Source organism: Cohnella sp. SGD-V74 (genome assembly GCF_003001675.1).
Lineage (GTDB): Bacteria > Bacillota > Bacilli > Paenibacillales > Paenibacillaceae > Cohnella.
Genome location: NZ_PVYW01000011.1, coordinates 167,252 through 193,686 on the forward strand (window position 1 = coordinate 167,252; position 26,435 = coordinate 193,686).

At 53.9% G+C, this 26,435-nt stretch carries 20 protein-coding genes and 1 pseudogene; 16 read left to right on the top strand and 5 right to left on the bottom strand.

The annotated features are described in order from the left end of the window. Positions 1-113 precede the first annotated feature (113 nt). Entirely contained in the window at positions 114-2,714 is a 2,601-nt protein-coding gene (locus B0G52_RS17790) for a GH116 family glycosyl-hydrolase (protein ID WP_233162784.1), read from the top strand. A gap of 267 nt (positions 2,715-2,981) precedes the next feature. Here B0G52_RS17790 and B0G52_RS17795 read toward each other — a convergent pair whose 3' ends face one another. Next, positions 2,982-3,578, bottom strand: a complete 597-nt coding sequence (locus B0G52_RS17795) for a DUF4358 domain-containing protein (RefSeq protein ID WP_094046730.1) — start codon at positions 3,576-3,578, stop codon at positions 2,982-2,984. Positions 3,579-3,787: 209 nt separating this feature from the next. On the opposite strand from B0G52_RS17795, the gene B0G52_RS17800 reads away from it, so the two are divergent. From B0G52_RS17800 to B0G52_RS17810, 3 genes are read left to right on the top strand one after another with little or no spacing between them, the layout of a single operon-like run. Next, a complete protein-coding gene (locus B0G52_RS17800) occupies positions 3,788-4,123 on the top strand; it encodes an ArsR/SmtB family transcription factor (protein ID WP_094046731.1) in 336 nt (111 codons plus the stop codon). A 36-nt stretch (positions 4,124-4,159) separates the two neighbouring features. Continuing rightward, the gene (locus B0G52_RS17805) at positions 4,160-6,415 is read left to right on the top strand and encodes an ATP-binding cassette domain-containing protein (RefSeq protein ID WP_094046732.1); all 2,256 of its coding nucleotides are present in this window, start codon (positions 4,160-4,162) and stop codon (positions 6,413-6,415) included. A gap of 34 nt (positions 6,416-6,449) precedes the next feature. After that, positions 6,450-7,160, top strand: a complete 711-nt coding sequence (locus B0G52_RS17810; protein ID WP_094046733.1) for an FAD-dependent oxidoreductase — start codon at positions 6,450-6,452, stop codon at positions 7,158-7,160. 118 nt (positions 7,161-7,278) lie between these two features. Here B0G52_RS17810 and B0G52_RS17815 read toward each other — a convergent pair whose 3' ends face one another. After that, positions 7,279-8,052: an alpha/beta fold hydrolase gene (locus tag B0G52_RS17815; RefSeq protein WP_094046734.1), complete on the bottom strand. Its 774-nt coding sequence runs from the start codon at positions 8,050-8,052 to the stop codon at positions 7,279-7,281. A 171-nt stretch (positions 8,053-8,223) separates the two neighbouring features. On the opposite strand from B0G52_RS17815, the gene B0G52_RS17820 reads away from it, so the two are divergent. After that, a complete protein-coding gene (locus tag B0G52_RS17820; RefSeq protein ID WP_158223763.1) occupies positions 8,224-8,829 on the top strand; it encodes a TetR/AcrR family transcriptional regulator in 606 nt (201 codons plus the stop codon). A gap of 154 nt (positions 8,830-8,983) precedes the next feature. Beyond that, positions 8,984-12,820 (top strand): S-layer homology domain-containing protein, encoded by a 3,837-nt coding sequence (locus tag B0G52_RS17825; protein WP_158223764.1) that lies wholly within the window; start codon positions 8,984-8,986, stop codon positions 12,818-12,820. 63 nt (positions 12,821-12,883) lie between these two features. Here B0G52_RS17825 and B0G52_RS17830 read toward each other — a convergent pair whose 3' ends face one another. Then, a complete protein-coding gene (locus tag B0G52_RS17830; RefSeq protein WP_094046737.1) occupies positions 12,884-13,639 on the bottom strand; it encodes an EcsC family protein in 756 nt (251 codons plus the stop codon). A gap of 116 nt (positions 13,640-13,755) precedes the next feature. Next, positions 13,756-14,853, bottom strand: coding sequence for a glycoside hydrolase family 88/105 protein (locus B0G52_RS17835; protein WP_094046738.1), 1,098 nt, complete (start codon positions 14,851-14,853; stop codon positions 13,756-13,758). Positions 14,854-14,983: 130 nt separating this feature from the next. On the opposite strand from B0G52_RS17835, the gene B0G52_RS17840 reads away from it, so the two are divergent. The 10 genes and pseudogenes from B0G52_RS17840 (at position 14,984) to B0G52_RS17885 (ending at position 25,658) form a co-directional block, all read left to right on the top strand. Next, positions 14,984-15,817, top strand: a complete 834-nt coding sequence (locus tag B0G52_RS17840; RefSeq protein ID WP_094046739.1) for an AraC family transcriptional regulator — start codon at positions 14,984-14,986, stop codon at positions 15,815-15,817. Between the two features lie 52 nt (positions 15,818-15,869). Then, a pseudogene (locus B0G52_RS17845) lies at positions 15,870-16,177 on the top strand (YdeI/OmpD-associated family protein). A 381-nt stretch (positions 16,178-16,558) separates the two neighbouring features. Continuing rightward, positions 16,559-16,783 (top strand): glutaredoxin family protein, encoded by a 225-nt coding sequence (locus B0G52_RS17850; protein ID WP_094046740.1) that lies wholly within the window; start codon positions 16,559-16,561, stop codon positions 16,781-16,783. Further along, positions 16,780-17,175 (top strand): class Ib ribonucleoside-diphosphate reductase assembly flavoprotein NrdI, encoded by a 396-nt coding sequence (gene nrdI / locus B0G52_RS17855; protein ID WP_094046741.1) that lies wholly within the window; start codon positions 16,780-16,782, stop codon positions 17,173-17,175. The genes B0G52_RS17850 and nrdI overlap by 4 nt, the downstream gene beginning before the upstream one ends. Beyond that, positions 17,150-19,243 carry a class 1b ribonucleoside-diphosphate reductase subunit alpha gene (gene nrdE, locus B0G52_RS17860; protein ID WP_094046742.1) on the top strand — a complete coding sequence of 698 codons (2,094 nt, stop codon included), beginning with the start codon at positions 17,150-17,152 and terminating at the stop codon, positions 19,241-19,243. The genes nrdI and nrdE overlap by 26 nt, the downstream gene beginning before the upstream one ends. Next, the gene (gene nrdF, locus B0G52_RS17865; RefSeq protein ID WP_233162766.1) at positions 19,231-20,196 is read left to right on the top strand and encodes a class 1b ribonucleoside-diphosphate reductase subunit beta; all 966 of its coding nucleotides are present in this window, start codon (positions 19,231-19,233) and stop codon (positions 20,194-20,196) included. The genes nrdE and nrdF overlap by 13 nt, the downstream gene beginning before the upstream one ends. 174 nt (positions 20,197-20,370) lie before the next feature. Then, entirely contained in the window at positions 20,371-20,970 is a 600-nt protein-coding gene (locus tag B0G52_RS17870; RefSeq protein WP_094046743.1) for a TetR/AcrR family transcriptional regulator, read from the top strand. 76 nt (positions 20,971-21,046) lie between these two features. Further along, complete coding sequence (locus B0G52_RS17875; RefSeq protein ID WP_094046744.1) at positions 21,047-23,632, top strand: S-layer homology domain-containing protein; 2,586 nt, start codon at positions 21,047-21,049, stop codon at positions 23,630-23,632. Beyond that, on the top strand, positions 23,625-24,314 hold the full coding sequence (locus B0G52_RS17880; protein ID WP_094046745.1) for a hypothetical protein: 690 nt from the start codon (positions 23,625-23,627) through the stop codon (positions 24,312-24,314). Before B0G52_RS17875 ends, B0G52_RS17880 begins: the two co-directional genes overlap by 8 nt. A 132-nt stretch (positions 24,315-24,446) precedes the next feature. Next, on the top strand, positions 24,447-25,658 hold the full coding sequence (locus B0G52_RS17885; protein WP_094046746.1) for a chromate transporter: 1,212 nt from the start codon (positions 24,447-24,449) through the stop codon (positions 25,656-25,658). A 6-nt stretch (positions 25,659-25,664) separates the two neighbouring features. On the opposite strand, the gene B0G52_RS17890 is transcribed toward B0G52_RS17885, so the two are convergent. Beyond that, positions 25,665-26,369: a hypothetical protein gene (locus B0G52_RS17890; protein ID WP_094046747.1), complete on the bottom strand. Its 705-nt coding sequence runs from the start codon at positions 26,367-26,369 to the stop codon at positions 25,665-25,667. Between the last annotated feature and the right edge of the window lie 66 nt (positions 26,370-26,435).

Below are 26,435 nucleotides of genomic sequence, written 5' to 3' on the forward strand. Positions count from 1 at the left end.
CATAAAAAAGGCGTTGAATCTACAAAGGAATCCGAATCCGTTTTCATTATGATAGAGATAATCTCTTAAGCCAGTATATCATGATCGGAAACGGGGTTAAACGTTTGGGAAACGTGTATAAAGGTGCAAAGACAAAGGAAATCCGCTTCCCGCTCGGAGGAATCGGAAGCGGGAGCATTGGTCTGGCCGGCAACGGCAGACTGGTCGACTGGGAGATTTTCAATCGGCCCAACAAGCGGAGCTTTAACGGTTTTAGCCACTTCGCGATCAAGGCGGAACGGCAGGGCAGGCTGCTCGATGCGCGCGTAGTGCAGGGGGATCTGTTGACCTCCTATATGGGCGAGCCTCTTCGGGGCGCACCTCTCCACAGCGGATACGGGTTCGGTCCGGAAAGCCAGACGATGGCGGGAATGCCCCATTTCAGAGAGGTCGAATTCAGCGGCGAGTTCCCTCTGGCCAATCTGTCGTTCGCCGACCCTACTTTCCCCGGGACAATCGGGCTGACGGCGTTTAACCCGTTCATTCCGCTGCAGGAGGACGATTCCAGTCTCCCCGCGGCTTTCTTCGAATGGGAGATCGAGAATACGGAGAAGGAGACGACAGCCTATACGCTCTGTCTCTCCGCGGGCAACCCGCTCCCGACGGAACAGGTCTGTCACAGATACGGCATGGCCGAAGGCCGGCATGGGCCTAACGTCCATACGATCCTGTTGGGTTCGGGCCAGTATGCCGACGATCATCCTCACTGCGGCAATATCGCCCTGGCGACGGATACGGAAGAGGTCAGCTATCAGGAGTTCTGGTATCGCGGCGGCTGGTGCGACAATCTGGAGATGTTCTGGCATGATTTCGCGCAGCCCGGCAGGATGAAGAACAGGCGCTATCCGGAAGAGGAACCGCCTCATGCGAGGAAGGACACGGCGTCGCTTGCCGCGCATGTCGAACTGAAGCCGGGAGAGAAGAAGCGCGTTCGCTTCGCGATCAGTTGGCATTTTCCTAACGTCGAGAACTATTGGAACCCGAATCCGTCCGGCGCCAACGGCTGGAGAAATTACTACGCAACGCTGTTCGAAGACTCCCGCGCAAGCGCGAAGTATGCGCTCGAGCACTGGGATCGTCTGTACGGGGACACGCTCCAATTCAAAGAAGCGCTGTTCTCTTCCACGGCGCCGGACGTCGTGAAAGAAGCTGCATCGGCAAACTTGGCGGTGCTCAAATCCGCCGCGGTTTTGCGGCTGACGGACGGTTCCTTGTACGGGTTCGAAGGCTGCATCGAGGACACGGGCTGCTGCGAAGGCTCCTGTACGCATGTCTGGAATTATGCTTACGCCGTTCCGTTCCTGTTCCCTGGACTGGAGCGCAGCATGCGCGAGCTGGATTACCGATACAACAAGCGCGACGACGGCAGAATGGCTTTCCGCTTAATGCTTCCGCCCGGACGCGAGAGGGCGGATTTCCGCGCTTGCGCGGACGGCCAATTCGGCGGCGTGATCAATGCTTATCGCGATTGGAAAATTTCCGGAGATACGGATTGGCTGAGAACGATCTGGCCGGATCTCAAGCAATCGATCGCATACGCATGGGCGGAGAGCAACGAGGACCTATGGGACCCGGACAAGACGGGCGTACTCACGGGCCGGCAGCATCATACGCTGGACATGGAGCTGTTCGGGCCGAATTCCTGGTTAAGCGGATTTTATTTGGCGGCGCTGAAGGCGGGAGCCGAGATGGCGGCGTTCCTGGGCGAACAGGCGGCGGCGGACGAGTTCGACAGTCTGTTCCGCAAAGGGAAGAAACGGGTCGACGAGCATCTATTCAACGGCGAATACTATGTCCAGCGCATCGATTTGTCGGATAAGACGCTGCTGGACCCTTTCGAGGACGATTGCGCCAAGTCGTATTGGAATCCGGAGCTGAACGAATTGAAATATCAGATCGCGGGCGGCTGCGCCATCGATCAGGTTGTCGCCCAGTGGCATGCGAACTTGTGCGGGCTTGGCGAGGTCTTCGATAAGGAGCAGACGCGTACGGCTCTGCAATCGTTGTACCGGTACAACTTCAAGAGCAGCAGGAGAGAGGAGGCGAACACTTGGCGCTTGTACTCGCTTAACGACGAGGGCGGACTTGTCATTTGCACTTGGCCGGAGGGCGTCGATAAGCCGGGCATTCCTCTGACCTACAATTCGGAGACGATGACAGGGTTCGAATACCAAGCTGCTTCGCACATGATCCAGGAGGGCTTCGTCGCGGAAGGGCTCTCTATCGTGCAAGCGATTCGCGATCGGTACGACGGAGAGAAGCGGAATCCGTGGAACGAAATCGAATGCGGGAGCAATTACGCGAGGTCGATGGCCAGCTATTCCTTGCTTCAAGCGTTCAGCGGATTCGAATACGACAGCGTTGTCGGCATGATCGGTTTTAAGCCGGTACGCATGGAGGACGGCAAGTTCCGTACGATCTGGTCGCTCGACAGCGGGTGGGGAACGTTCGAATGCAATGAGGCGCAGGCGACGCTTCAAGTATTGGGCGGACGCATGGATGTGAAGACGTTGAAGCTGCCGGAAGAGCAGCTCGCCGAGGTGGAAGACGTTCGAGCGCACGGACGGCGCCTGGAGCATGAGATTGTCGGCAATGAGCTGCGCTTGGCCGAATCGGTGCGTCTGGATGCGAACAACCCGTTGATTATCGCGTTCAACGGTCGGGTTCCGGCTTAGACGCGCCGCACCGCTGCAGCATCAAGGGGGCTGTCCCATAAGTAGAGACGTACAAGATTATCGATGTAAAAAGGAAGGGCATCTATCTCCCGGAGACTGCCTCATACGGTCCTGAAATCACCCATTCACGGGTTTACCATTCCCATTTCAGGATCGTATAGCATCGGAGGGAGATAGATGCCCGTTACCCTGCATCCATCGATAATCGTTCGGTACGTCTCTGTTTACTTGTGGGACAGCCCCCTTGGCGTATCCGAGCCGCGCGCGTTAGGCCGCGATTTCCTTGAAGGCTTTCACCAGATCGTCGGCGCTCTCGGAAATGAGGAACAGCACATATTCTCCTTTGGCTTCGATTTTATAATTTTGGGCGTGCTTGTACGGCTCCGGCAAGTACTGCTCGAACATCTTCTGAACGTCTTCGGCGCGCTTCTCCATTCCTTTCTTAACCGCCTCGATATGTTTAACGTCCTTAACTTTAATGACGGCGATCTCATTGGACATGAGATTAAATGCCGGGGTTTTGATCGTGAATTCCTCGACAAGCTCGGGATCGATGCCGTAGTAGTTTTTCAATTCTTCAGGGGCAAGGTCTATCAGACTGGGCTGTTCTATTTTCTCCAGCATCGAGCTCACGATTTTATCCGTGGACGACGCGGACGGATTCTCGTCCGGCTTCGCGGAATTGTCTGGTTGTTCCGGTTCGGCAGAAGGGCTGGAGCCGGCTCCCGGAGTTTCGCTGGCGACCGGCGGATTCGCGGCGGTCGGAGTTCCGGCATTGTTCCCGTTATTGTTGCCGGAGCAAGCGGTGAGCAGACTGCCGAGCAGTGCGGTGACTAAGAGGAAGGACAGAGCTGATTTTTTCATGATGCATTTCTCCTTGTTCTGAAATCATAGTATCGAGTGCTTACGATCATGACATAGTGACGTCTGCTGTCGCCGGAATGTTGCAGGCTCGGCTTGTTGACACGGTGGCAAATGATGGCCTATAATCAAAAAAAGACACCAAATGGTGTCCGTTTAACAGGGCAAAAATTTGAGAAACCCCTTGGTCTTAATACGTAGGAGAGAGTGCCGTGAGCGAGAATACCCAGCTGCGGGATGTGTTTGACGCGATTGCCGATCCGACCAGACGGCAGCTTATTCACTTGTTGGCGGAGACGGATGAGCTGCCGCTTCATGAAATGACGGGGCAGTTTCAAATGGGCCGGACCGCGGTATCCAAGCATTTGACGATTCTTAAAGAGGCGGGGCTCGTGCGTGACCGGAAAGTCGGAAGAGAAACGCGCTTCAAGCTCAACGCTGCGCCGCTCAGGGAAGTTCAGAATTGGGTGGCGTTCTACAGCAAGTTCTGGAGCGCCAATCTGCTGCGCTTGAGCGAGCTGCTGGAAGAGGAAGAAGACGGGAAATAGCAAGTCCAAAATCACGCGATCGGAAGGAAGTCGTGCATGAGCGAAGCGAATCAAGAGTACATCGTCATTACGGGAGCACGGGAAAACAATCTGAAGAACGTATCGCTGCGCATCCCCAAGCGACAGATCACGATTTTCACCGGGGTGTCCGGTTCCGGGAAGTCGTCGATCGTGTTCGATACGATCGCCGCGGAATCGACGCGGTTGCTGAACGAGAACTTCAGCATGTTCGTGCGCAATTTCCTGCCTAAGGTTCCGCAGCCGGATACGGACGGGATCGAAAACTTGAGCATGGCCGTCATCGTAGACCAGAAGCGTCTGGGCGGCGGTTCGCATTCCACGATGGGCACGATTACCGATATTTCTCCGATCCTCCGTCTGCTGTTCTCCCGGGTGGGCAGTCCGTATGTCGGCGGGGTCAATATGTTCTCGTTTAACGATCCGCAAGGGATGTGTCCCGAGTGCAACGGGATCGGCCGCAGGCTGGGCGTGGACATGAACAAGGCGTTGGACCTGTCCAAGTCGTTGAACGAAGGAGCGATTCTGCTTCCGGACTACTCGGTGAACAGCTGGGAATGGAATATGATCGTGCAGTCGGGCGACTTCGATCTCGACAAGAAGCTGGGCGATTATTCGGAGGAGGAACTGGATCGGCTGTTGTACGCCAAAGCCAGGAAGGTTCAGATGGATTTCGCCGGGAAGCCCATGAACATTACGGTGGAAGGCGTCCTTGAGAAGTTCACCAACAAATATATTAAGCAGGATTTGAAAGCCAAGTCCGAGCGCACGCAGAAAGCGGTCGCGCCGTACATATCCGAAGGTCCCTGCGCCAGCTGCCGCGGCGCGAGGCTCAGTCAGGCTACGCTTAGCTGCCGGATCAACGGACTCAACATCGCGGATCTCTCCTCGATGGAGGTCGGCCGGCTCATTCGCGTCGTTCGTGAGATCGACGACGAGAGAGCCGCGCCGATCGTCAAGTCTTTGGCGGAGCGGCTGCAGCATCTGGTCGATATCGGACTCGATTACTTGACGCTGGATCGCGAGACGGACACATTGTCGGGCGGCGAGTCGCAGCGCGTCAAGATGGTGAAGCACCTGAGCGGCAGTCTGGTGGACGTTACCTATATTTTCGATGAACCGAGCGTCGGTCTGCATCCCCGCGATGTGCACCGCTTAAACGAGTTGCTTCAGAAGCTGCGCGACAAAGGCAATACCGTCATCGTCGTCGAGCATGATCCCGACGTGATCAAGGTGGCGGATCATATCGTCGATGTCGGGCCTCACGCCGGAAGCCGCGGCGGCAACATCGTGTACGAGGGAAGCTACCAAGGGCTGCTGGAGTCCGGCACGCTGACTGGCGCGCATATGAAACGGCCGCTGGAGCTGAAGCGAGCTTGCAGGCAGCCGTCCGGCAAGCTGTCCATTCAGGGGGCTTCGCTGCATAACTTGCAGAACGTGAGCGCGGATATTCCGACGGGAGTGCTGACCGTCGTCACGGGGGTTGCCGGCTCGGGCAAGAGTACGCTGATTAACGAAGTATTCCTCGGCGAGCATCCGGATGCGATTGTCATCGACCAATCGGCGGTTGGCGTATCGACGCGCTCGAATCCCGCGACCTACACCGGCATCATGGACGATGTTCGCAAGGCGTTCGCTTCCGCGAACAAGGTCAACCAGGGCTTGTTCAGCTTTAATTCCAAAGGGGCTTGCGAGAACTGCCAGGGGCTGGGCGCCGTCTATACGGACCTTGCGTTCCTGGACAGCGTTAAGCTGCCGTGCGAAGTATGCGGAGGCAGACGCTTCAAGGAAGAGGTGCTCGCGTACAAGCTGGACGGCAAATCGATTGCCGACGTGCTGGAGATGACCGTAGAGCAGGCTTTGGAATTCTTCCAGCTTAAAGAGGTCGTGCGCAAGCTTCAGGCGATGAGCGACGTGGGGCTGAACTATATTACGCTCGGCCAGCCGCTCAGCACGCTCTCGGGAGGGGAATGCCAGCGCATCAAGCTGGCCAGCGAGCTGCACAAGAAGGGCAGCATCTACGTGATGGACGAGCCGACGACCGGTCTGCACATGTCGGATATCGGCCACCTGCTGGAGATCATGAACCGTCTCGTCGATGCCGGCAATACGGTCATCGTCATCGAACACAATCTCGAAGTGATCAGCCAGGCGGACTGGATCATCGATATGGGACCGGACGGAGGCAGCAAAGGCGGCCAAGTCGTGTTCGAAGGCACGCCTGCGCAGATCGTCGATGCGGAGCAGTCGATTACAGGAAGATATTTGAAGTAAGATTTTATTTTCTCGCTAGGAGGAGGACAAGGGAATGGGCTTTTTTCAAGATATGTTGGCCGTATTCAAGAAGAAGGAGTTAGTGTTTGTCGAAAGCCGCCGGGAGTCGGAAGACGTGCATTCTTTTCTATTCGAGAAGAGGGGCGATCTAAGCTGGAAGGCAGGGCAATACGGTTTATTCCATATTGCTCACACGACCGTCAAGAAGCCTACGCGGCCGTTCAGCATTGCATCTGCTCCAGCAGAGAACGTCGTCAGAATAACGACGGTTGTTCGGGAAGCCCCGAGCGATTTCAAGAAAGCGCTGCTGGAGTTAAAACCGGGAATGAAAGTGAAAGTAAGCGGTCCGGTAGGAGGGTTCCATCTGGAAGCCGGCAGTCCTTCGCTGCTGATTGCAGGCGGCATCGGCATAACGCCGTTCCGGTCGATCTTGAAGCAGATCGAGGCAGAAGGGAACGGAGACGGGAAAACGATCCAGTTGCTCTATCTCGATAGCCGCAAGTCGTATCTCTATAAAGACGAGTTTGATCAAATCGCCGCAAAGCACCCTTCAATTAAAGTTTCTTACCTGGAATCCAGGGACGAACTGAAGCAGGAGATTGAAAAATTTACGGCATTAAATAAGAATAACGGCAAATACTTGATCGCGGGTTCCAAGTCGTTCGTAGATGCTGTTGCCGAGACTTTGACAAACAATCAGATCGCAAAAGGGAACATCAAGAAAGACTCCTTCTTCGGATACTAGCGCATATCGCTTCGCTGACCGGAAGCGGAAGGACGTCATGGAGTTCGCTTGGAAAGAGTCGCGTAAATCGCGGCTTTTTTCTATAGACTCCAACTGGCGAAAGGTTGGAGGATACGAATTAGATGCCGTTCAGAAACGCCTCGATCCAGCGATTGACCTCGTCCGGGTTGTCCAGATTCGTCAAATGATGCGCGTTCGGGATCGTATGCAGGACTGCGCCGGGAATCCGCGCTGCCAGCTCGGCCTGTTGGCGGCCGACCATATTATCTTTGTCGCCGTGCAGGATAAGGGTCGGGCATTGGATTTTCTCCAGATCAGCTCTGCTGTCCATGCGGAGGTTGCCGGCCCAATGCCGCACGAAATTGCGGTGCGTCATCTTCCCGAACGCCTCCATAATGAAAGCGTGATTGGAGGGAGTAAGCTTGGAGAGCGCGGTTGCCGTCAGCTTGGCCGTTGTGCGAAGCGGAATGAGACGCGTGGAGAAACGGCTGAACGGCGCGGTCGTTCTCTCGAACCAGTTGAACGCGTTCGTGAACGGCGTGCCGATCAGCACGAGCGCCCGCACGCGCTCCGGGTAACGCACGGCAGTCTGCAGCGAAATATGCCCTCCCATGGATAGTCCGCACAGTACAGCGGAAGGAAGCTGCAGCGTCTCCATCAACGCGGCCAAATCCTTGCTGAACAGCTCCGGGTCCACCGCGCCATCCGGCAAGGAGGAGTTGCCGTGCCCGCGCACGTCCCATACGATCGTCCGGTGCGAGCGGGAGAAATAATCGACCTGCGGCGCCCATTGTTTGTGATACATCGAATGGCCGTGCGTGAAAATAAGCGCCGGCCCGCTTCCTTTCTCCTCGTAATAAATGTCGGCTCCATTGGATTGAAACGTAGCCATATCCTCACCTCTTTGTGTATAATTATGAAATTTTATAAGTTTGATATTTCATATCTTAATTAGAATATAGTCTTGGTCACGCGATAAAGCAATAGTTTTGAAATATTCAATTTGAATTATTTCATTATTTGGAGTATGTTAAGGGTAACCCTTCTGGAACGAGGTTGCGGCATGAACGGATTCGAGAGACGAAAAGAACGGAAGCGCCAGTCGATTCGCGAAGCGGCGCTTGGGTTGTATGTGCAGCATGGGGTCCGCAATGTGGGCATTGCGGCGATCGCGGAGGCAGCGGGCGTGTCGCAGGTCACGATTTATAACTATTTCGGAAGCAAGGACGAGCTGACGCGAGACGTTGTGGCCCATTATCTGGATCAGTATTTGGCGGATTTCTCAGCCTTCTGTCACGGGGAGCTGCCTTATGCGGAGAAGCTTGAACAGATGCTGTTGCGTTCCCGGGCATTCGATAGTCTGCACGTGCAGTTCATGGACACGTTTCTCTCCGAAGACCCCGCTGTTGCGGAAATCGTCAGAAGCTATGAAGCCAAGCTGGTTCCGCTATTCGCCGCTTTCATTACGGAAGGCAAGCAACTGGGGTATTTCAACAGAGCGCTTTCCACGGAGACGCTGCTCTTTTACATCCATCTGTTCAGCAGTCAGGCTCTGTCCAAATTGGGTGCGGAGCCGGATGAAGATCGCAAGCGTCAGATGTACAAGGAGCTGTTCGTTATTTTTTTTAACGGGGTGGCGGGCGAGCGGCCTATGAACCTGTCGCTATGAAGCAAGCAACGAATAGGAGATTTGTTGTAAACCGTGAAGCTCAGGCGCTTCGCGGTTTTTGTCGATGTATGGCCGGAACTTTTATTATTCTTTTATTGGCTTTCCGTATACTGTCCCTAGGCTAGGAAAAGGAAATCGAGGGGAGTATGCGGGAATGGCGGAAGCGGCAAGAAAAGCGAAAATCTGGCTAATGACGATAATGTTGTCGTTCGGCGCGGTGCTGGGGGGCGGTTTCGGCAACGGCCAGGTCTATGCGGCGGGCGGAGATTTTGCCGGAGGGACCGGAACGGCGATCGATCCTTATCTGATCGAAACGGCCGACCAGTTGGACAACATGCGGGACGCTTATCTGGATGCGGGGACGTATTTCAAATTGATCGCCGATATCGACTTGAGCGGGTACGCCGCAACGGGTTGGAATTCTATCGGAGACAGCGACACTCCGTTTTACGGACATTTCGACGGGGAAGGTCACACAATAAGCGGGCTTACGGATCATACCGGAATCAGCATGGGACTATTCGGAGTTTTATCGAGCGGAAGTTGGGTGGGCAATCTTAAGCTGACCGACGTATCGATTGTCGGAGACCACCTCGTGGGGGGAGTGGTCGGCGATATCTATCAGGGAACGATTGACAACGTCTCGGTTACGGGTGAGATATCCGGAGTCGATTCTGTAGGCGGCTTGGTAGGCTACGGCTACGAAGGAACGATTATAAACAGCTGCGCCTCGGTAGCAGTTACCGGAGTGAACCAGGTAGGCGGTCTGGTGGGTGAATTTATGGGGGAGATCACCGACAGCTGCGCGACGGGGGAAGTTAACGGAACCCGGCACGTTGGCGGACTGATCGGTTTCGCCGAGGAAACGGAGATCCAGCGGAGCTACGCTTCCGGAGAAGTGAACGGCACGGACGAGGTCGGCGGATTAATCGGCAGAATCGAAGAAGGAAGCATCGGTTACAGCTATGCTGCTGGAGACGTCAGCGGAAACATGGACGTCGGCGGATTGGTCGGGACGCAGATCGAAGTGACGATGAGCTACAGCTATGCGACAGGAAATGTGAGCGGGAATGAGCAGAGCAACTATATCGGCGGGCTGATCGGATACAACAACGACAGCAAGGTATTGTTCAGCTACGCGTTAGGAGAAGTCAGCGGACTTGCAGATAGCGAAAACCTTGGCGGCTTGGCTGGCGCGCATTACTCCGGAGGGTTCGGGGAGATCGCCGATAGCTACGCCATGGGGAATGTGGATGGGGGAACGAACAACTCCACGGTGGGCGGTCTCGTCGGAGTAAATATAGAAGGTACCATTCGCAACAGCTTCGCTGCTGGAGACGTGAACCCGATCTCGGGAGAGACCGGCTATTATATAGGGGGGCTCGTAGGGGATAACGTGTACGGAACGATTCAGGATAGCTACGCTTCGGGGAAGGTTAGAGGGCATTATGCCGTCGGAGGACTGGTTGGCGGTAATCCGAATGATATGGACGGGGAAATCAGCCGGAGCTTCGCCCTCGGAGACGTGGAAGGAAGCGGTATCGGAAGCCAGAATATCGGCGGTCTGGTTGGCTATAATGCCTGGGGTAAAATCGAGAATAGCTACGCTGCCGGGAAGGTGAGCGGCGACGACATCGTTGGCGGGCTGGCAGGAGAGAGCGGCTCGGGTTCGATTCGGACAAGCTATTCCGTGGGCGAAGTAACGGGAGGCTCCAACGTGGGCGGCCTGATCGGGAGAGGCAGCTTCGGAAGTTTCGTCAATAGCTTCTATGATGGAGACACGAGCGGTCAGAGCGTATCGGACGGAGGCACGGCTCTTAGTACCGTGCTGATGCACAGCCAGAGCTCTTATGAAGCGGATGCGGCCAATGCGTGGGATTTTGCCTCCGTATGGGGAATAGAACCGGCTATGAACGGCGGATATCCTTACCTGAGGGCCAGCCTCGTTCAACTGCAATACGATGATAACGACAGTACCGGCGGTACGGCTCCTCTCAGCCAAACGTTCGTCCCTGTAACTGAGCTCAGTTTGCCGGGGCCTATGGATCTGGTCAGAGCGGGTCACACCTTCGCGGGCTGGAGCGAGAAATCGGATGGAAGCGGGACCGTGTACAATGAGGGTGACTCCTTCGCGGTAAGGAAAAACACGACCTTGTTTGCCCAGTGGGACGCGTTGGCTCTGAGCAGCGATGCGACGCTGACTTCCACGATTGGAACGGTAAGCACAGATGGTACGGCTAGTGAGACGATTACTGGAGTTCCTTATGGCACAACGTTGGTCGCTTTCAAGGCTGCGATTACACCGGCTACGGGTGCTACGTTCGAGGTATATGAGGTCGATGGTACGACGATAGCCACTGTATTGGCATCAGGTTACAAAGTCATCGTTACGGCAGAAGATGGCACGACTCAAGTGACGTATACCGTTACGGTTAGCGCTCCTCCGCTGAGCAACGATGCGACGCTGACTTCGACGATTGGAACAGTAAGCACGGGAGGCACAGCTAGCGAGACGATCACGGGTGTGCCGTATGGAACGACGTTGGTGGCTTTCAAGGCTGCGATTACACCGGCAACAGGTGCCTCGTTTGAGGTGTACGAAGCTGATGGTGTGACGGTCGCCACTGTGTTGGCATCTGGTTACAAAGTCATCGTCACCGCAGAGGACGGCACGACGCAAGTGACTTACACCGTCACGGTTAGCTCGCCTCCACTAAGCACGGATGCGACGCTGACTTCCACGATTGGAACAGTAAGCACGGGAGGCACGGCTAACGAGACGATTACGGTTGTGCCGTATGGCACGACGTTGGTCGCGTTCAAATCTGCGATTACACCGGCTACAGGTGCCTCGTTCGAGGTGTACGAGGCTGACGACGTAACGATAGCCACTGTATTGGCATCAGGTTACAAAGTCGTCGTCACCGCAGAAGATAGCACAACACAAGTGACGTATACCGTCACAGTGAATGCGGCTCCGTCTAGTACGGGAAGCGGCGGAAACAGCGGCGGCCCCGCACCGGCGAACAACAAACTGACGCTCCAAGCCGGCAAAGCGGGAGAATTGAGCCTTTTCGATGAGATTACGGTAACCGTACCGACTAACGCCTCGGATAAGGAGATCGTCATCACGATCGATAAGATAACGAATCCGCAAAAATTGCTCTCGGACCGCGATGTGCTTCTAAGCGCGATATTCGAAGTTCTCAAGAACTTCACGGATGACTTCAAGAACCCCGTTACGGTTACGATCAAATACAACGTCGCAGATTTGCCCAAAGATCGGGTTCCAGCCGTATTTACTTACGATGAGACTAAGAAAGTCTGGGTGGAAGCAGCAGGGGGTAAGGTAAGCGGGGATCGCGTTTCCGTGCAGGTGATTTCCTTGGCGAAGTTCGCCGTTTTCGCGGTCGATCGTCCGGACGAGCCGATTAAGGAAAGCGAACCTGCCCCCCTTTTTAACGACGTCTCCGGACACTGGGCTGAACAGAATATTACCCAAGCGTTAAAGCTGGGAATTGTCTCGGGCTACTCGGATGGTTCGTTTAAACCGAACGGGACCATCACGCGCGCGGAATTCTCCCTTATGTTAATGAACGCCTTGAATCCGACCGATGAGGTCAGTGCATTGCCGTTCACCGACGCTGAGAAGATCGGGAAATGGGCTAAAAATGCGGTGGCACTCGCGGTTCAAGCCGGCTATATTAAAGGCTATCAGGACGGAACGTTCCGTCCGAACGCGGTGATTACCCGGGCCGAGATGGCGATGATGGCCGCCAATGTGTTGGGGCTATCGTCGCAGGCGGGTGCATCAACCGGTTTTGCGGATGATCAGGCGATTCCCGCATGGGCGAAAGGCGCAATTGCCGCAATTCATGCGAAAGACATCATGAAAGGCAAGTCGTCAGGCAAGTTCGATCCGGCGGCCAAAGTGACGAGAGCTGAGGCCGTAACCGTTGTATTGAACCTGTTAGGCGCGAAGAGCGAATAAACAAACAGGGCAGTCCTTCAATCGGCGATCAAGCCGGTTAGAGGACTGCCTCTTTTAATGGCATTATTTACGAATATCAATAACGACGGCAGCTTCATTTAACCTGCGCAACCGATAGGCGTTGGTCGCGGTCTGGCGAAGCTCCTCAAGAATGGTGTAATTCGCCCAGGCTCCCGCAACCGCGCCTATTCCAGGCACCATCTGCAGCAGCTTCCGAAAGTCGATGGCGTCGCGATATTCTTTCTGGAATGTCTCCCAGTCCATGTTTTTGTAGTGTTCGGTATCCGAGGACCAGAGCTTCTTCTCGGAGTTCCAGTTTTTGACGGAGTTCAGCAGCCTGGCGCGTTGTTCCGGTCCGGAGAACGTCAATTGGAACACTTTCAGAATAAAAACCCGTTCGGAAAAATGCTTCGTATCGTACCCGTAGTTGTGAGCCAGCTCGAACAAGTATTTCATCTTGATGGCGATGAGCGCAGGGAAGTCCACAACGTTAAGCAGTATGCCGCCCGCTCCGGTGCCCGCTCCTTCGGCGACGGCGATCTTCTGATACAGGGAAAACAGATTTTTCGCCTCTTCGTCGCTCCGTTCCAGATTAAGCTCCCGCTGCACGGGCCGCTTCGGCGTATATTCTGCGCCGAACAGCGCCGTGCGCACGATCGATTTGATCGTGGTCGTGATGACGTTCTGGGCTTTGGCGGGGATCATTCTGTTAATTCGATTGCCGATCGTCTTGGAGGTTCTCTCCAGCCACCCGGGCGGCTTGAATAATTGCTGTTCCCAAGCGGCAATTTCTTCGCGCGCCTTCTGTTCGTAGTGCATGGTTGATCGCTCCTCCAAAAGAGTTGGCTATAGTATACCGGATAACGACGGCATGCAAAACAGACCAGGGCAGGAGGAGGAGCCAGACGAAAGTCGTGGAATCGAAGCAGAGAGACTTAACGCGCCGCCAAATTCATCTCGACGCACATGAGAATGAAGGCGCCGGCGCCGTGCAGATCGTTCTCGCTGGTCGGCCGGGCGATATAATGGGCATAATCGCCGATTCCGGTGCCGATGCAGATGTTGCCGATCACGACGTTGCCGTTCTCATCGAATTTCAGCGTATCGATCACGCCCCGGTAGCCTTTCCAGGCATATTCCATGTATTCGGCATCCAGGTAACCGAATCGCACGGCCTTCGCGATGGCATGTACGAACAAGGCTGTACAGGAGTTTTCCAGCCAGTTGTCCGGACGGTCCCCCTTGTCGATAACCTGGTACCACAGGCCGGTGGCGGAGTCCTGATACTTCGTCAGAGCGATAAGCAGATCCTGTACGATCGTTACAAGCTTGGCTTTGTCGGGATGATCGTCCGGCAAGTGTTCGAACATTTCCAACAACGCGACAGGATACCAGCCGATCGCGCGGCCCCAGAATTCCGGAGCGAGACCGGTGACGGGGTCGGCCCATTCGGCTTCTTTCGTCTCGTCCCAGCCGTGGTACAGCAAGCCGGTTACGGGATCCTTCGTGTGCTTGTCCATGAGCAGCACCTGGAAGATGAGCTTGTCGACGTATTCGCGCTCTCCGAAAGTTTTGGCGAATTGCACGGCAATCGGCCCGGCCATGTACAAACCGTCCAGCCACATTTGATTCGGATAGTGCCCCTTGTGCCAGAAGCCGCCTGACCGGTTTGTCGGCCAGTTCTTCAGCAAGGGCACGAGATGGTATAGCGCTTTCTTGTACCGCTCGTCTCCCGTCCGCTCGTAGAGGGGGAAAAGCAGGACGCCGGGCTGAATGTCGTCAAGCTCGTCGGACTTGAAGTTTCTGATGCTGCCGTCTTCGAGAACCTGGCTGTCGACCCATCCTTTGATGTAGTCGTACAGCTTTTGTTCTCCGGTCTGCCGCCAGCATTTCTCCATGCCGGACAGGAAGACGCCTTGATGATAATGGAAGCGTTCCGGCGGAAGACGCTCCGGCTCGAACTTGGCCATTAACGCCTCGCAGGCTTTGAGCGCCCACTGTATAGGGGATGCAGGGGATGATGCGGTAGGCATCTTATCTTTCCTCCTCGGTTGTTTGTACTCCTATTCTAGCATCGGGGAATGTGCATATTTTGCGGTTTTGGCGGTTTTTATCTTATTTCTTGCGGTATAATAAGCGAGAGGCGGAAGGGGGCGCAGCGGCTTGGGAGATGTGTACTTCGAGAACCCGGCAGGCACTTTCCAGGTGTCCCACCGGAAGGCGTTAAGCCATCATATGCCGGCAAGCCATTTTCACGGTACCTACGAAATCTATTATCTGATGTCCGGCAAGCGGGAATTTTTTATACAAGACCGGACGATTGCGATTAACGAAGGCGATGTCGTCATCATTGCCCCGAATATTCTGCATCGTACGACCAATGCGGAGCGGCCGAAGCACGAGCGGTTCATTATCAATATGCACGAGCGGTTATTTTCCTCCGACGGCTCCCATAAGGAGGCGCTTGGGCCTTTGCTGGAGCGGGATTATTTGATCCTCAACGATTCGTTGCAGCACAGACAGTTAATCGAAACGCTCTCCAGAACAATTCTCCAGGAGATCCGGGAACGCGGGAGCGGCTTCGAATTGTTCGCCCAGACGCTGGCGGTGCAGCTGCTCATCGCGTGCTGCAGAAGATTCCGGGAGCAGGGCGCGGAGCCGCCGGCTTCGCCGAGTCCGATGCACGAACGCATATCGGAGATCGTCCGTTATATCAACGAGCACTACATGGAGGAGCTGTCGCTTCATGTGCTGTCGGACAAGTTTTATTTCAGTCCGTATTATTTGAGCCGGTCCTTCAAGGAGGTGACGGGCTTCGCATTCGTGGAGTACGTGAACAGCGTGAGGGTTAAGGAAGCCATCAAGCTGCTGGAGAGCTCTGCCATGAAGGTGAACTTGATCGCACGGAAGGTGGGGTTCGGAAGCGTAACGCATTTCGGCCGGGTGTTCAAGGAAGTAACGGGCAATGCGCCTTTGCGTTATAGAAGGCGAGGTTAGATACATAACGATCGAGTTTATAGAGATCGTCAACACGAAGAGGTGTATCCTGATGACAAAGGGCATTAGAAACCATAAGATTGATCCCTTCTTCAAGAAGGCGAAGCAGTGGAAGGAAGAATTCGAGAAGCTGAATGTCCAGGCGGCGCGTCAGCTTCGGTTCACCAACGTTCAACAAATAGACGAGATGCAGCTGCTGATCAAAACGTACATCGACGAAGCCATCGAAGTTGAAAAAGCCGGCGTGCAAGTCGAATATATCTTCTTTATTTTTCTTCGGCCAAGCAATCCAAAACCCGGGAGTCCAGAATTGAAAAATACTTGCCGAATATTCTCGACGGCAAAGGAATGGACGACTAGCGCAGTCATACCTAGTAAAGCCGCGGCTGCCGCGGCTTTTTCTAGTATAATCTAGATATTGATTCCATCCTGTAGATATGAACTCTATACATACTGTATCTTGGAATATCGAATCGCGTGTGCTACAATCTGTGTAGTTCAATTTCATATCTGTTTCGGTCTGGTACTACCAGATGACCTGCCTTGCCGGAACGTTGCTTGCATTTCTCCGGGGGCTGAGGAAGAAGACGAATCTAGCGGGAAAGTTTCGGCGACGCATGCCGTATGACGGATGCGAATTCGGGTTGCCGGAATGGAACCGTGCTATTCGGCAGAACACCCCCCTCGGAGACCTGGGTGTTCTTTTTCTTTGCAATATACATATTGGAGGAGACGAAAAAAATGAAGCTTTATACGAGAACGGTATGTCCGAAATGCATGTGGATCAAATCTGAATTGCAGCGCGCGGAAGTTGAAGTCGAGATCATCAACGTAGACCACGATGCGGAAGCGTTTGAAAGACTCGTAGCGGCTGGAGCGATGAGCGTGCCGGTATTGGAAGTCGAAGGCGAGTTTATTTTCGATACGAACGAAATGGTCAAGCAGTTGGAGAGTCTGACGGTATGATCGCGTTTGCGAGCCGTACAGGAAACGTGAAATATATCGTTTCGCGCCTGCATTTGCCCGCAATCGAAATCGCCGATGACGTCAAGCTGGCGGAGCCTTTTTTGCTGTTCACTTATACGGATGGATTGGGCGATGTGCCGCGGGCGGTGACGCAGTTTATGGATCGAAACGGCGCGCTGTGCCGGGGAGTGATCGTAAGCGGGAACAGCAACTTCGGTCATCGCGTATTCGGGGGAGCCGGCGATGCCATTGCGCGGCAATGGCGAATTCCGCTGGTTCGCAAAATCGACTTGCGCGGTTTCGCGGAAGATTACGAGGAGATCCGCCGTTATTACGAGGATTGTTTCCGGGAGGAGAGAAAGTCGGATGAAGTCTTACTTGAAGTTAAATAATGAAGTGCTTAATCAATACAGCCGGACGGGCAAGCTCGATCTTGCGAAGGATAAAGAGGCGACGCGCCGGTACTTCCTGGAACACGTTAACGCAAAACTGCGCTACTTTATCGATACGGAAGAAAAAATCCGGTATCTCGTGGACGAGGGATACTATGAAAAAGAATTCCTTCAGCAGTACCGTCCGGAGTTCATCGAGCAGCTTTACGAGAAAGCGTACGCGTACGAGTTCCGTTTCCCGTCGTTCATGAGCGCCAGCAAATTTTACGAGAGCTATGCGATGAAGAGCCGCGACGGCGAAGAGATTCTCGAGAAGTACGAGGATCGCATCGTCATTATCGCTTTGTATTTGGCGCAAGGGGACGAGAGTCTGGCCGAGCGGGCGGTGGAAGCGATGATGTCGGCTTACCAGCCGGCGACGCCAACCGCGCTGAACAGCGGCAAGATGGCGCGCGGCGAGCTTGTCAGCTGCTTCAAATTGACGATGGACGATTCGATGAACAGCATCTCGCAAAACATCGGCTACTGTCTGGAGCTGTCCCGCTTGGGAGGCGGCGTAGGCGTTAACGTAACCGACTTGCGACCACTCGGCGATCCGATCAAGGGCATTCTCAACCGCGCGAGCGGAGTTATGCCCGTCGCCAAGCTTCTGGAAAATTCTTTCTCTTATTCGAATCAACTCGGCCAGCGCAACGGCTCCGGGGTTATTTACTTAAACGTCTTCCACGCCGATATCGAGAACTTTATTTCGGCCAAGAAGCCTAACGCCGACGACAAGATCCGGCTCGCTACGCTGTCGACCGGCATCATCGTGCCGAATATTTTCTTCGAGCTGATGAAACGGGACAAAGACATCGTCTTGTTCAGCCCGTACGACATTTACAAGGAATACGGCAAACGGATGTCCGAGATCAGCATGAGCGAAATGTATTACGAGCTGCTGGACAACCCTAACATTCGGAAAATCAAGCGGATCAACGCCCGCAAACTGTATACAGAAATTAAAAAAGCGCAATTCGAATCGGGGTATCCGTTCGAAGTGTTCGACGACCACGTGAACGAGAAGCACGCGCTTCGCAACCTGGGCCGCGTGAAGATGTCGAACCTGTGCACGGAAATTCTGCAAGTGCAGGAAACGAGCGTCATCCACGATTACGGAACCGAGCACGAATACGGAATGGACGTCTCCTGTAATCTCGGTTCGATCGACATTCACAACGCCACGAAAGCGGAATCGTTCGAGCAGTTGATCGATACGTCGATGCGATTGCTGACGAACGTGTCGACGATGACCGATATCCGCAACGTTCCGTCCATTACGAAGGCGAACCGTCTCATGCATTCCGTCGGTCTCGGCGTGATGAACCTGCACGGACACTTGACCTCGCAAGGGCTGGCCTACGGCTCGAAGGAGTCCGTCCTCTTTATCGACGCGTTCATGGAGGCGCTCAATTATTATTCGCTGCTCTCCTCGATGCAGATCGCCAAAGAGAGAAAACAGACGTTTTACGGTTTCCCGCAAAGCGATTACGCGAACGGAAGTTATTTCGACACGTACATTGCCAAGACCGCCGAGTCGCTGCCGGAAGAAGTTGCCGCGGCGCTGGGCAACGTTCCGGTGATTACCGCGGAAATGTGGGCGGAGCTTAAGGAACAGGTCATGACGCACGGATTGTTTAACGCGTACCGGCTGGCGATCGCGCCTACCGGAAGCATTTCTTATATCCGCAACAGCACGGCTTCGATCGCGCCTTGCACGGAGAAGGTCGAAATTCGGGACTACGCGGACAGCCGCACCATTTACCCGATGCCGTTTTTGACGAACGAGAACATCTCGCTCTACAAGGAAGCCTACGAGATCGATCAATTCCGGATGGTCGACTTGTATGCGGCCGCGCAGCGTCACATCGACCAAGGGATCTCGATGACGCTATACGTCACGGATCAGTGGACGACCGAGCAACTGGCGCGTCTGTACATCTATGCTTGGATGAAGGGAATCAAGACGGTATATTACGTGCGCCAGCGTCTTCAGACCATCGAGGAGTGTGTATCGTGTTCGATCTAAAAGTGTTCGAAGCCGTCAACTGGAACCGGACCCAGCAGGAGTTGACGAAAGTGTTCTGGGATCAGCAGTGGAAGCAAATCTGGTTCCCCGAAGAAATCGCCGTCAGCAAAGACGTGAAGCAGTGGCAGGACTTCGCGCATCAGGATACGTATAAGAAAGTATTCGGCGGCCTTACGCTGCTCGATACGATTCAGACGAATATCGGGATGAACGTCATTGCCCGTCACGCGCCGGACCTGCAAGAAAAGGCGCTCTATACGGTGTTCGCTTCGTTCGAAGCCATTCACGCGAAGTCGTACTCGTATATTTTCACGACGCTGTGCACGAACAGCGAGATCGATGCGATCTTCGAGTGGGTTAAGCAGAACGAGTATTTGCAGTACAAAGCAAAGCGGATCAGCGACGTCTATCTGGCGATCGAGGAAGACGATCCGGTGTCCTTGTGGAAGGCGATGTTCGCTTCCGTCATGCTGGAATCGTTCCTGTTCTACTCGGGCTTCTTCTTCCCGCTGTATCTGGGCGGCCAAGGCACGCTTCGGAACAGCGCGGAGGTCATCTCGCTCATTCTGCGGGACGAGTCGATTCACGGCGTTGCGGTCGGTTATTTCGCTCAGCAGCGGTTTAAACAATTTTCGGCGGAGCAGAAAGAGCAGCTGACAGTGTGGGCGTATGAGTTCTTGCTGGACCTGTACCACAACGAGCTCAACTACACCAACGACTTGTATGCGGAAACCGGTTTGAGCCCGGACGTGAAGAGCTATGTTCGTTACAACGCGAACAAGGCGCTGATGAACATCGGCTTCGAGACGATGTTCCCGGACGAGGAAGTCAATCCGATCGTCATGAACGGAATTCGCAACGAGGGATCGACTTATGATTTCTTCTCGCAAAAGGGTTCGACGTACGCCGTGGCGAAGGTAGCTCCGATTACGGACGATACGTTCCGGTTTTAACCGATTGAATACTGCGTTCCCGAAACGATACGAGAGGCTGTCCAACAAGCAGTTGGCAGCCTCTTTTTTTCTTCATGGACCGCTATTGTGCAAAGACGCGAAGTTAATGTACAATAGTCTCGGACGTAATACATACACAGATGTATCTAATTTGGATGGCGGGGTTTGTCTATCATGAGGAAAAACAAGTTTCAACTGCGCAGCGAGGCCACTTACGAGAAATTGATGACGGCCGGCGAGGAAGTTTTCTGCGAGAGGGGCTTCTCCAGCGCCACCATTGACGAAATTTCCAGCCGGGCCGGCTACACGAGAGGGGCCTTCTATGCTCAATTTGAGAGTAAGGAAGTTTTTTTTCGCAGATTGATCGAGTATCGCCAGCAGATGAGAGCGGATACCCATGACCTTCTGGAACAGCGATTCCGTGCCGGAGCAACTTTGCCGGAACTGGTTTCTTTCCTGGCGGAGGGCTTGGTCGCGTACATCGAGAAATCACCGGAGTGGATTTTCGTCTACATCGATTATTTTATGCAGGCCGAAGACCGGGACGCTGTACAGAAGTTGTTCAAAGCCTATTACGAGAGCTGGATTGCAGAGACGAAAGGAAACCTGGAATGGCTGCGGGACAAAGGCTTGATCGCGCGGGAAGTCAATACGCTGGAAATCGCGGAGCAGCTGTACGCGCTGTTGGACGGGTACATCACGCATTATAATTTGTACGGAAAACCATTGGAAGGCTCGAAGATAGCCGGGTTCATTCTGAAGCTTCTGCAATGAAGTCTTCAGCACGTCAAATTAAATACATACATGTATATATTAAAATTGACATTCATTATTCTTGGGAGGAACCGTTATGGGAAGCACTTCTATTCGCAGTACCGTCGCAGTAGCTGCCTTATTCCTCATCGTTCGCTTTGGCTCTTCCATCTCGGCCGCGCCTGAAGGTTTAAGCGGAACGGCAGCCTATTCAGGGAAAATCATCGTTGATAGAACGCCTCCGATCATCGATATAACCGGCCTGGAAGAAAGCGGAGTGTATCAGGACGAGGCCAGATTAGCCGCATTCTCCAGCGACCTGTTGTCCGGACTAAAGGGAGAGGTTAAGGTGTTCCTGGACGGCATACCTTACCCGAACCACTTCCCGGTATCTTACGGAGGCACGCATATTTATCGCGTAGAAGCCGAAGACAGGGCAGGCAACAAAGCTTCCAGGGACGTCCCCGTTATCGTGAATAAAGCGCCGACTTTGACGGTCGATCATTGGGATTCCCATTTTCAGAATGGGCATGTGAATCTTACGGTCAGGGGTACCGTTTCGGATGCTTATAAGGAAGATATATTGACGTTGTATTATCGCACGGAACACGGTTCGCGAGTCGCTTTCAAGACGATAGAGCTTAACGGAAACGGGACGGCGAGTTGGGAAGAGACGATAGAGCTGGAGAGCGTTCCGGCCGGCACTCATTCAATCGAGCTTGTGGCGGAAGACCTGTTCGGCAGAACGTCCGCAGCATCCCCTTTGTCGTACAAAGTTTACAACCGAAAGCCGGTTGTGACGGTCGTGACCGACAAAGGACAGTTGTTAATCGGTAAAGACGGGATGCTTCGAGAGGGATCGAATGGCCGCACGATTGATGACGGGAAGCTGATTATCGAAGGGACCATTGTCGATGAGGATGAGGATACCGATCTGGAGGTGACTGCCGCATTCGGCGGGCAGTTGAAAGCGGCGGCCGTCGGCGGGACCAACTGGACGCTTGAGCTGAGCGCGACCGATCTGGGGGGCTTGGCAGAAGGGCGGTATCAAGTGACCGTGGAAGGAGCAGACGGCGTATCGGGACCGGAAATCGAGACGATTGATGGCTCAGGACCTTCCAGACTGGAGGATATCTATACGATTAGCGTAGATCGGACGCCGCCGGTATATCGCTCGTTCGAGTTGTCGGCCGATCCGAACGGCGTCATCGTGATTCCCGACTATGATGAAGCCCCTTATCGCTTGCTCTTCTCGCCGGACGGTGAAGAGGCTTGGACGGAATCTCCGCTGGCAGCGTTGGGCGATCGGTTGTTTGTCATCGCCTGCGATAGGGCGGGCAACTGCGGCGACCGGCAGGAGATCGCTTTGCCGTATCTCCCGAAGCTGATCGTGTACGTGAACGATTTGCCTAGAAACGCGAATATCGCAGATATCGCTTTATTGGAAACAGCTATGGCCAATGTTGGAAGGTTGGATACGGATTTGGACCGGAGACGCCTGCTAGAAGCGGATTCGAGTATTGCGACTCTCGCTGGCGGCGCATTGCAAGATGAGCTCGAACAGCGCCTCTCAGGCAAATGGCTGGAGTATGTGGTTCATCATCTATCGGATGCCACGATTGCCGATTTGGAGAGAATAGGGGCCCGTAATCTCGTATCCGGATTATTGGGCGATTATCGGCAGTATTTGCTTGAATACCAATCGGATCAAGAGAATCCGCCGCTAGATTCCTTACGCATCCAGTCGAGTGTAGATCTGGTTAACGCGATCGTCTATTTGAACGAGAAGATCGAAAACGGATTGTCGGCCGAGATTACGATAGCGGATTATCGCAATGCAGGCATCGTCGAGCTGGTGGATAGCTATCTGGCCGATTACACGAAGGCGCTTATTGACGCCAAGGGGGAAGGCCGTATTGGCCAACAGGAAATTCAAACCGTTATCCGGACAGTAAACGCGATTAATAAAAGTACGCCGCCTCCATCAGGCGGAGGAGGAGGCGGCATGACGAATCCGACGCCGACTGCTCCAGAAAACCCGGTTCCGGAAGACGAACTGGGAGAAGAGGCTGCGACGGGGCCTGCGAAGGAACCAAACGCCGTCGATGTTCGCTTTGCCGACGTAAGCGAGACCTTCTGGGCTTATGAATCGATCCGCGCTGCAGCGGCGAACGGCTGGGTGAGAGGCTACGAGGTTAACGGCGAACGGTTGTTCAGACCGAATGCGCAGGCGACTCGGGCCGAGGCGCTGACGATTATGCTGAACGGACTCGGAGCCGACAAAACGATCATTTCCAAGGGCGAAGGGGAATTCCCGGACGCGAAAGGAAAGTGGTATGAAGCCCAGGCGCTGCTCGGCTTCCGCTTGGGGATTGTATCGGGGTATGCCGACGGTACATTCCGCGGCGAAAATAAGTTGACTCGAGCAGAGGCGGTTAAAATGTTCGCGGCGGCGTTCAACCTCTTGCCATCGGATGAGGTAAATCTTCCATTTATAGACGTCGACCGCAACGCCTGGTATGCCGATTCTTTGAATGCACTGTATCGCAGAGGGATTATTAAGGGCAACTCAGGGAATCGATTCGTGCCGGATCGGTTCATTACAAGGGCGGAACTGGTTCATATCTTATATCCCCTGAAGAAGCAGCCAGCGGAAACCTATGGAGGAGAAACGAATGAATAAATCGTCGAAATGGATGGCTTTCCTCATTGTTGTTTCGGTATTAGGCATTGGACTGGTCGGACTGCAGCACAAGCACAAGGCTGCGGCTGCAACGGATAATGAGGGAATCTTGCTTGAATCTCGCACCTTCCAAAACTCGAATGGATGTACCTTTAAAATGACCTTGACTTATACAGACGGAATCTTAAGACCTGCTTTCTGTGGAATGCCGGCATTTGCGACTCCTCTTGATTTTGAGGAATATGACTATTACTATGTGCTGGCTCATAACTCAGGAGCTGTCATATATTCGTTAGACATTCCTGCTAATCTGGCCGAATTAGGTTCCATTGCGGATCCGACCACGATGTCCATTGGGGGAGCTCTCCATTACTCCCGACTTTACGGAATTCCGAAACGGAATATCGCTCCGGACATTCTCATCTCGACGAATGGAGAACTGATTTCCTCTTCGGGAGTTATCAGGATAACGGGAAAAGCGTGGGATCAAAATCGGGATACCCTCCGGGTAAGCGCAGCGTTAGGGGGAGTCCTGCGAATGGATACGATTGCGGATGCTCCAAGAGCAGCTCCTGGTGCGGATAATTGGGTGCTGGAGTGGGAAGCAAGCGAAATAGCCGAAGGCACATACGAGAACTTGGTCGTGACGGTGGAAGAGCTGTCCAACTTGAACCCGCGTTAATCGCGGGTTTTTCGCTTTATACGGCGGGCTTTTACAATAGCTTTACAATTCAGGGGAGGAAAGATGGTAATATCGGACTAAAGGTTCTATTGGCCTTGCACAGATATCGGCAATCGTGAAGGAGCGATTTCTTTGAACGTTGGGCAACAGGAGACAGGACGGAACTCTTCTGCCAAGGCAGCCTCCGTCTGGGAGGTTCTGCGAGTATCAACTAAGTTAGGTCTGACCTCATTCGGAGGTCCGGTTGCCCATCTCGGCTACTTCCACGATGAATACGTTCGGCGCCGGAAGTGGATGGATGAGAGGAGCTATGCCGATCTCGTAGCCTTGTGTCAGTTTCTTCCCGGTCCCGCAAGCAGTCAAGTCGGGATAGGAATCGGCATTGCAAGAGCCGGATTATGGGGCGGGTTCGCTGCTTGGGCAGGCTTTACGCTGCCTTCCGTTGTTGCATTGGCGCTTTTTGCATTTGTACTGCAAGGTTATGACCTGGCGAATGCAGGATGGATTCATGGGCTTAAAATCGTTGCCGCAGCCATCGTAGCCCACGCCATAGTCGGTATGGGGCAGAAGCTAACGCCTGATCGGGATCGCGTTACCATCGCTGCAGCCGCTGCAACGATTACGTTGTTATGGCCAGAAGCGTATGTCCAAGTGTTCCTTATTCTCGTCTCGGGCATGCTTGGGTTAAGGCTGTACAGGGGGAGCAAGGAGACAGCCGGTCACCATATTCGGATTTCTATCTGCAAAGGTGTGGCTGTGGGTTGTCTTGCTTTATTCTTTGTCCTCCTGGTTACGCTGCCTCTCTTAAGACAAGCGGCGGACATCGAATGGATAGCTTTATTCGACAGCTTTTACCGTTCGGGGTCCTTGGTGTTCGGGGGCGGACATGTCGTGCTGCCTCTGCTGGAGCGTGAGGTTGTACCGACGGGGTGGGTGAGCCAGGAACATTTCTTGGCGGGCTACAGCGCCGCTCAAGCCGTTCCGGGACCTTTATTTACATTTGCAGGGTATCTCGGAGCGATGTCTGGCGGCATGACAGGAGTCGCAGCTGCGACGATTGCCATCTTTTTGCCGTCTTTCCTGCTAGTTGTCGGTGTATTGCCGTTCTGGAGCGAACTCCGCAGCAATCCGAACGTTCAAGGAGCGCTGGTCGGGATTAATGCCGCGGTCGTCGGAATCTTGCTGGCGGCGTTGTATGATCCCTTGTGGACGACGGCAATTCTGAGTGCGGCGGATTTTGCCCTAGCGCTTCTGTTGTTCATTATGCTTGTCTATTGGAGACTTCCGCCCTGGATCGTCGTGGTTGTCGGCGCTATTGGCGGAGTTCTGCTCGAGTATCTATGAAACGATTCATCTTCTGATCGACTTGGCAGTCACTTTACGTTTGTTAATGAGCTGGATTAAAGAGGTAATCAGCGGACTTCTGGCTGCCGCTCGGCATTGGCCGGCATTTAATGTCGGGTTCAGAGGAACCGACGCCAACATCAGGTTATTAGGGTTGCTGCCAGCAGGCACATGACCAGCGCTGTCCAGCCCGGGCGTAGGGTCTGTATTTCTGTTCGTAACGGGATTATAGAGTAATGCATGTCCGAATTCATGGGCCAGCACTCTAACGCGGGCAGGAGATTGCGAGGCCATAATGACCGTTGCGATTCTGGGACCGGATTGCCCGGAAAATTTCAAAGTTGCACCGACCGTTCGATTATTCCTAAATGTAGTTCCCTCCACATAGATCACCGTAATATCTAGTCTGGTACTGCCCGGCGGCCTGAAATTAATGAGATTTCGTATTTTCGCCGGCTGGTTGCCAAAACTAACGGACTGATCGAACTCCTTATCCGCAACAATCGTTGTGACTCTCGATATTCGTCTCAAGAAAAAGGTGATTCCGCACTGTTCCCAGATCGCGCTAGCCAAGTTGTTGATATCCTGAGTAATCATTTGATTCGTAATGGGATTGTTCCTGGTGACTACAGCGTACACGTCAACGCCTAACAATTGCCGGGGTCTGGCCAATTTCGATTTTTTGTTTGTCGCCGATCGCGGTTGGGTCACTTGTCCCTCGACCTCCAGTTGGTAGAGAATACGTTAAAGTATTCAGCGGGATGGAGGTACGCTTGT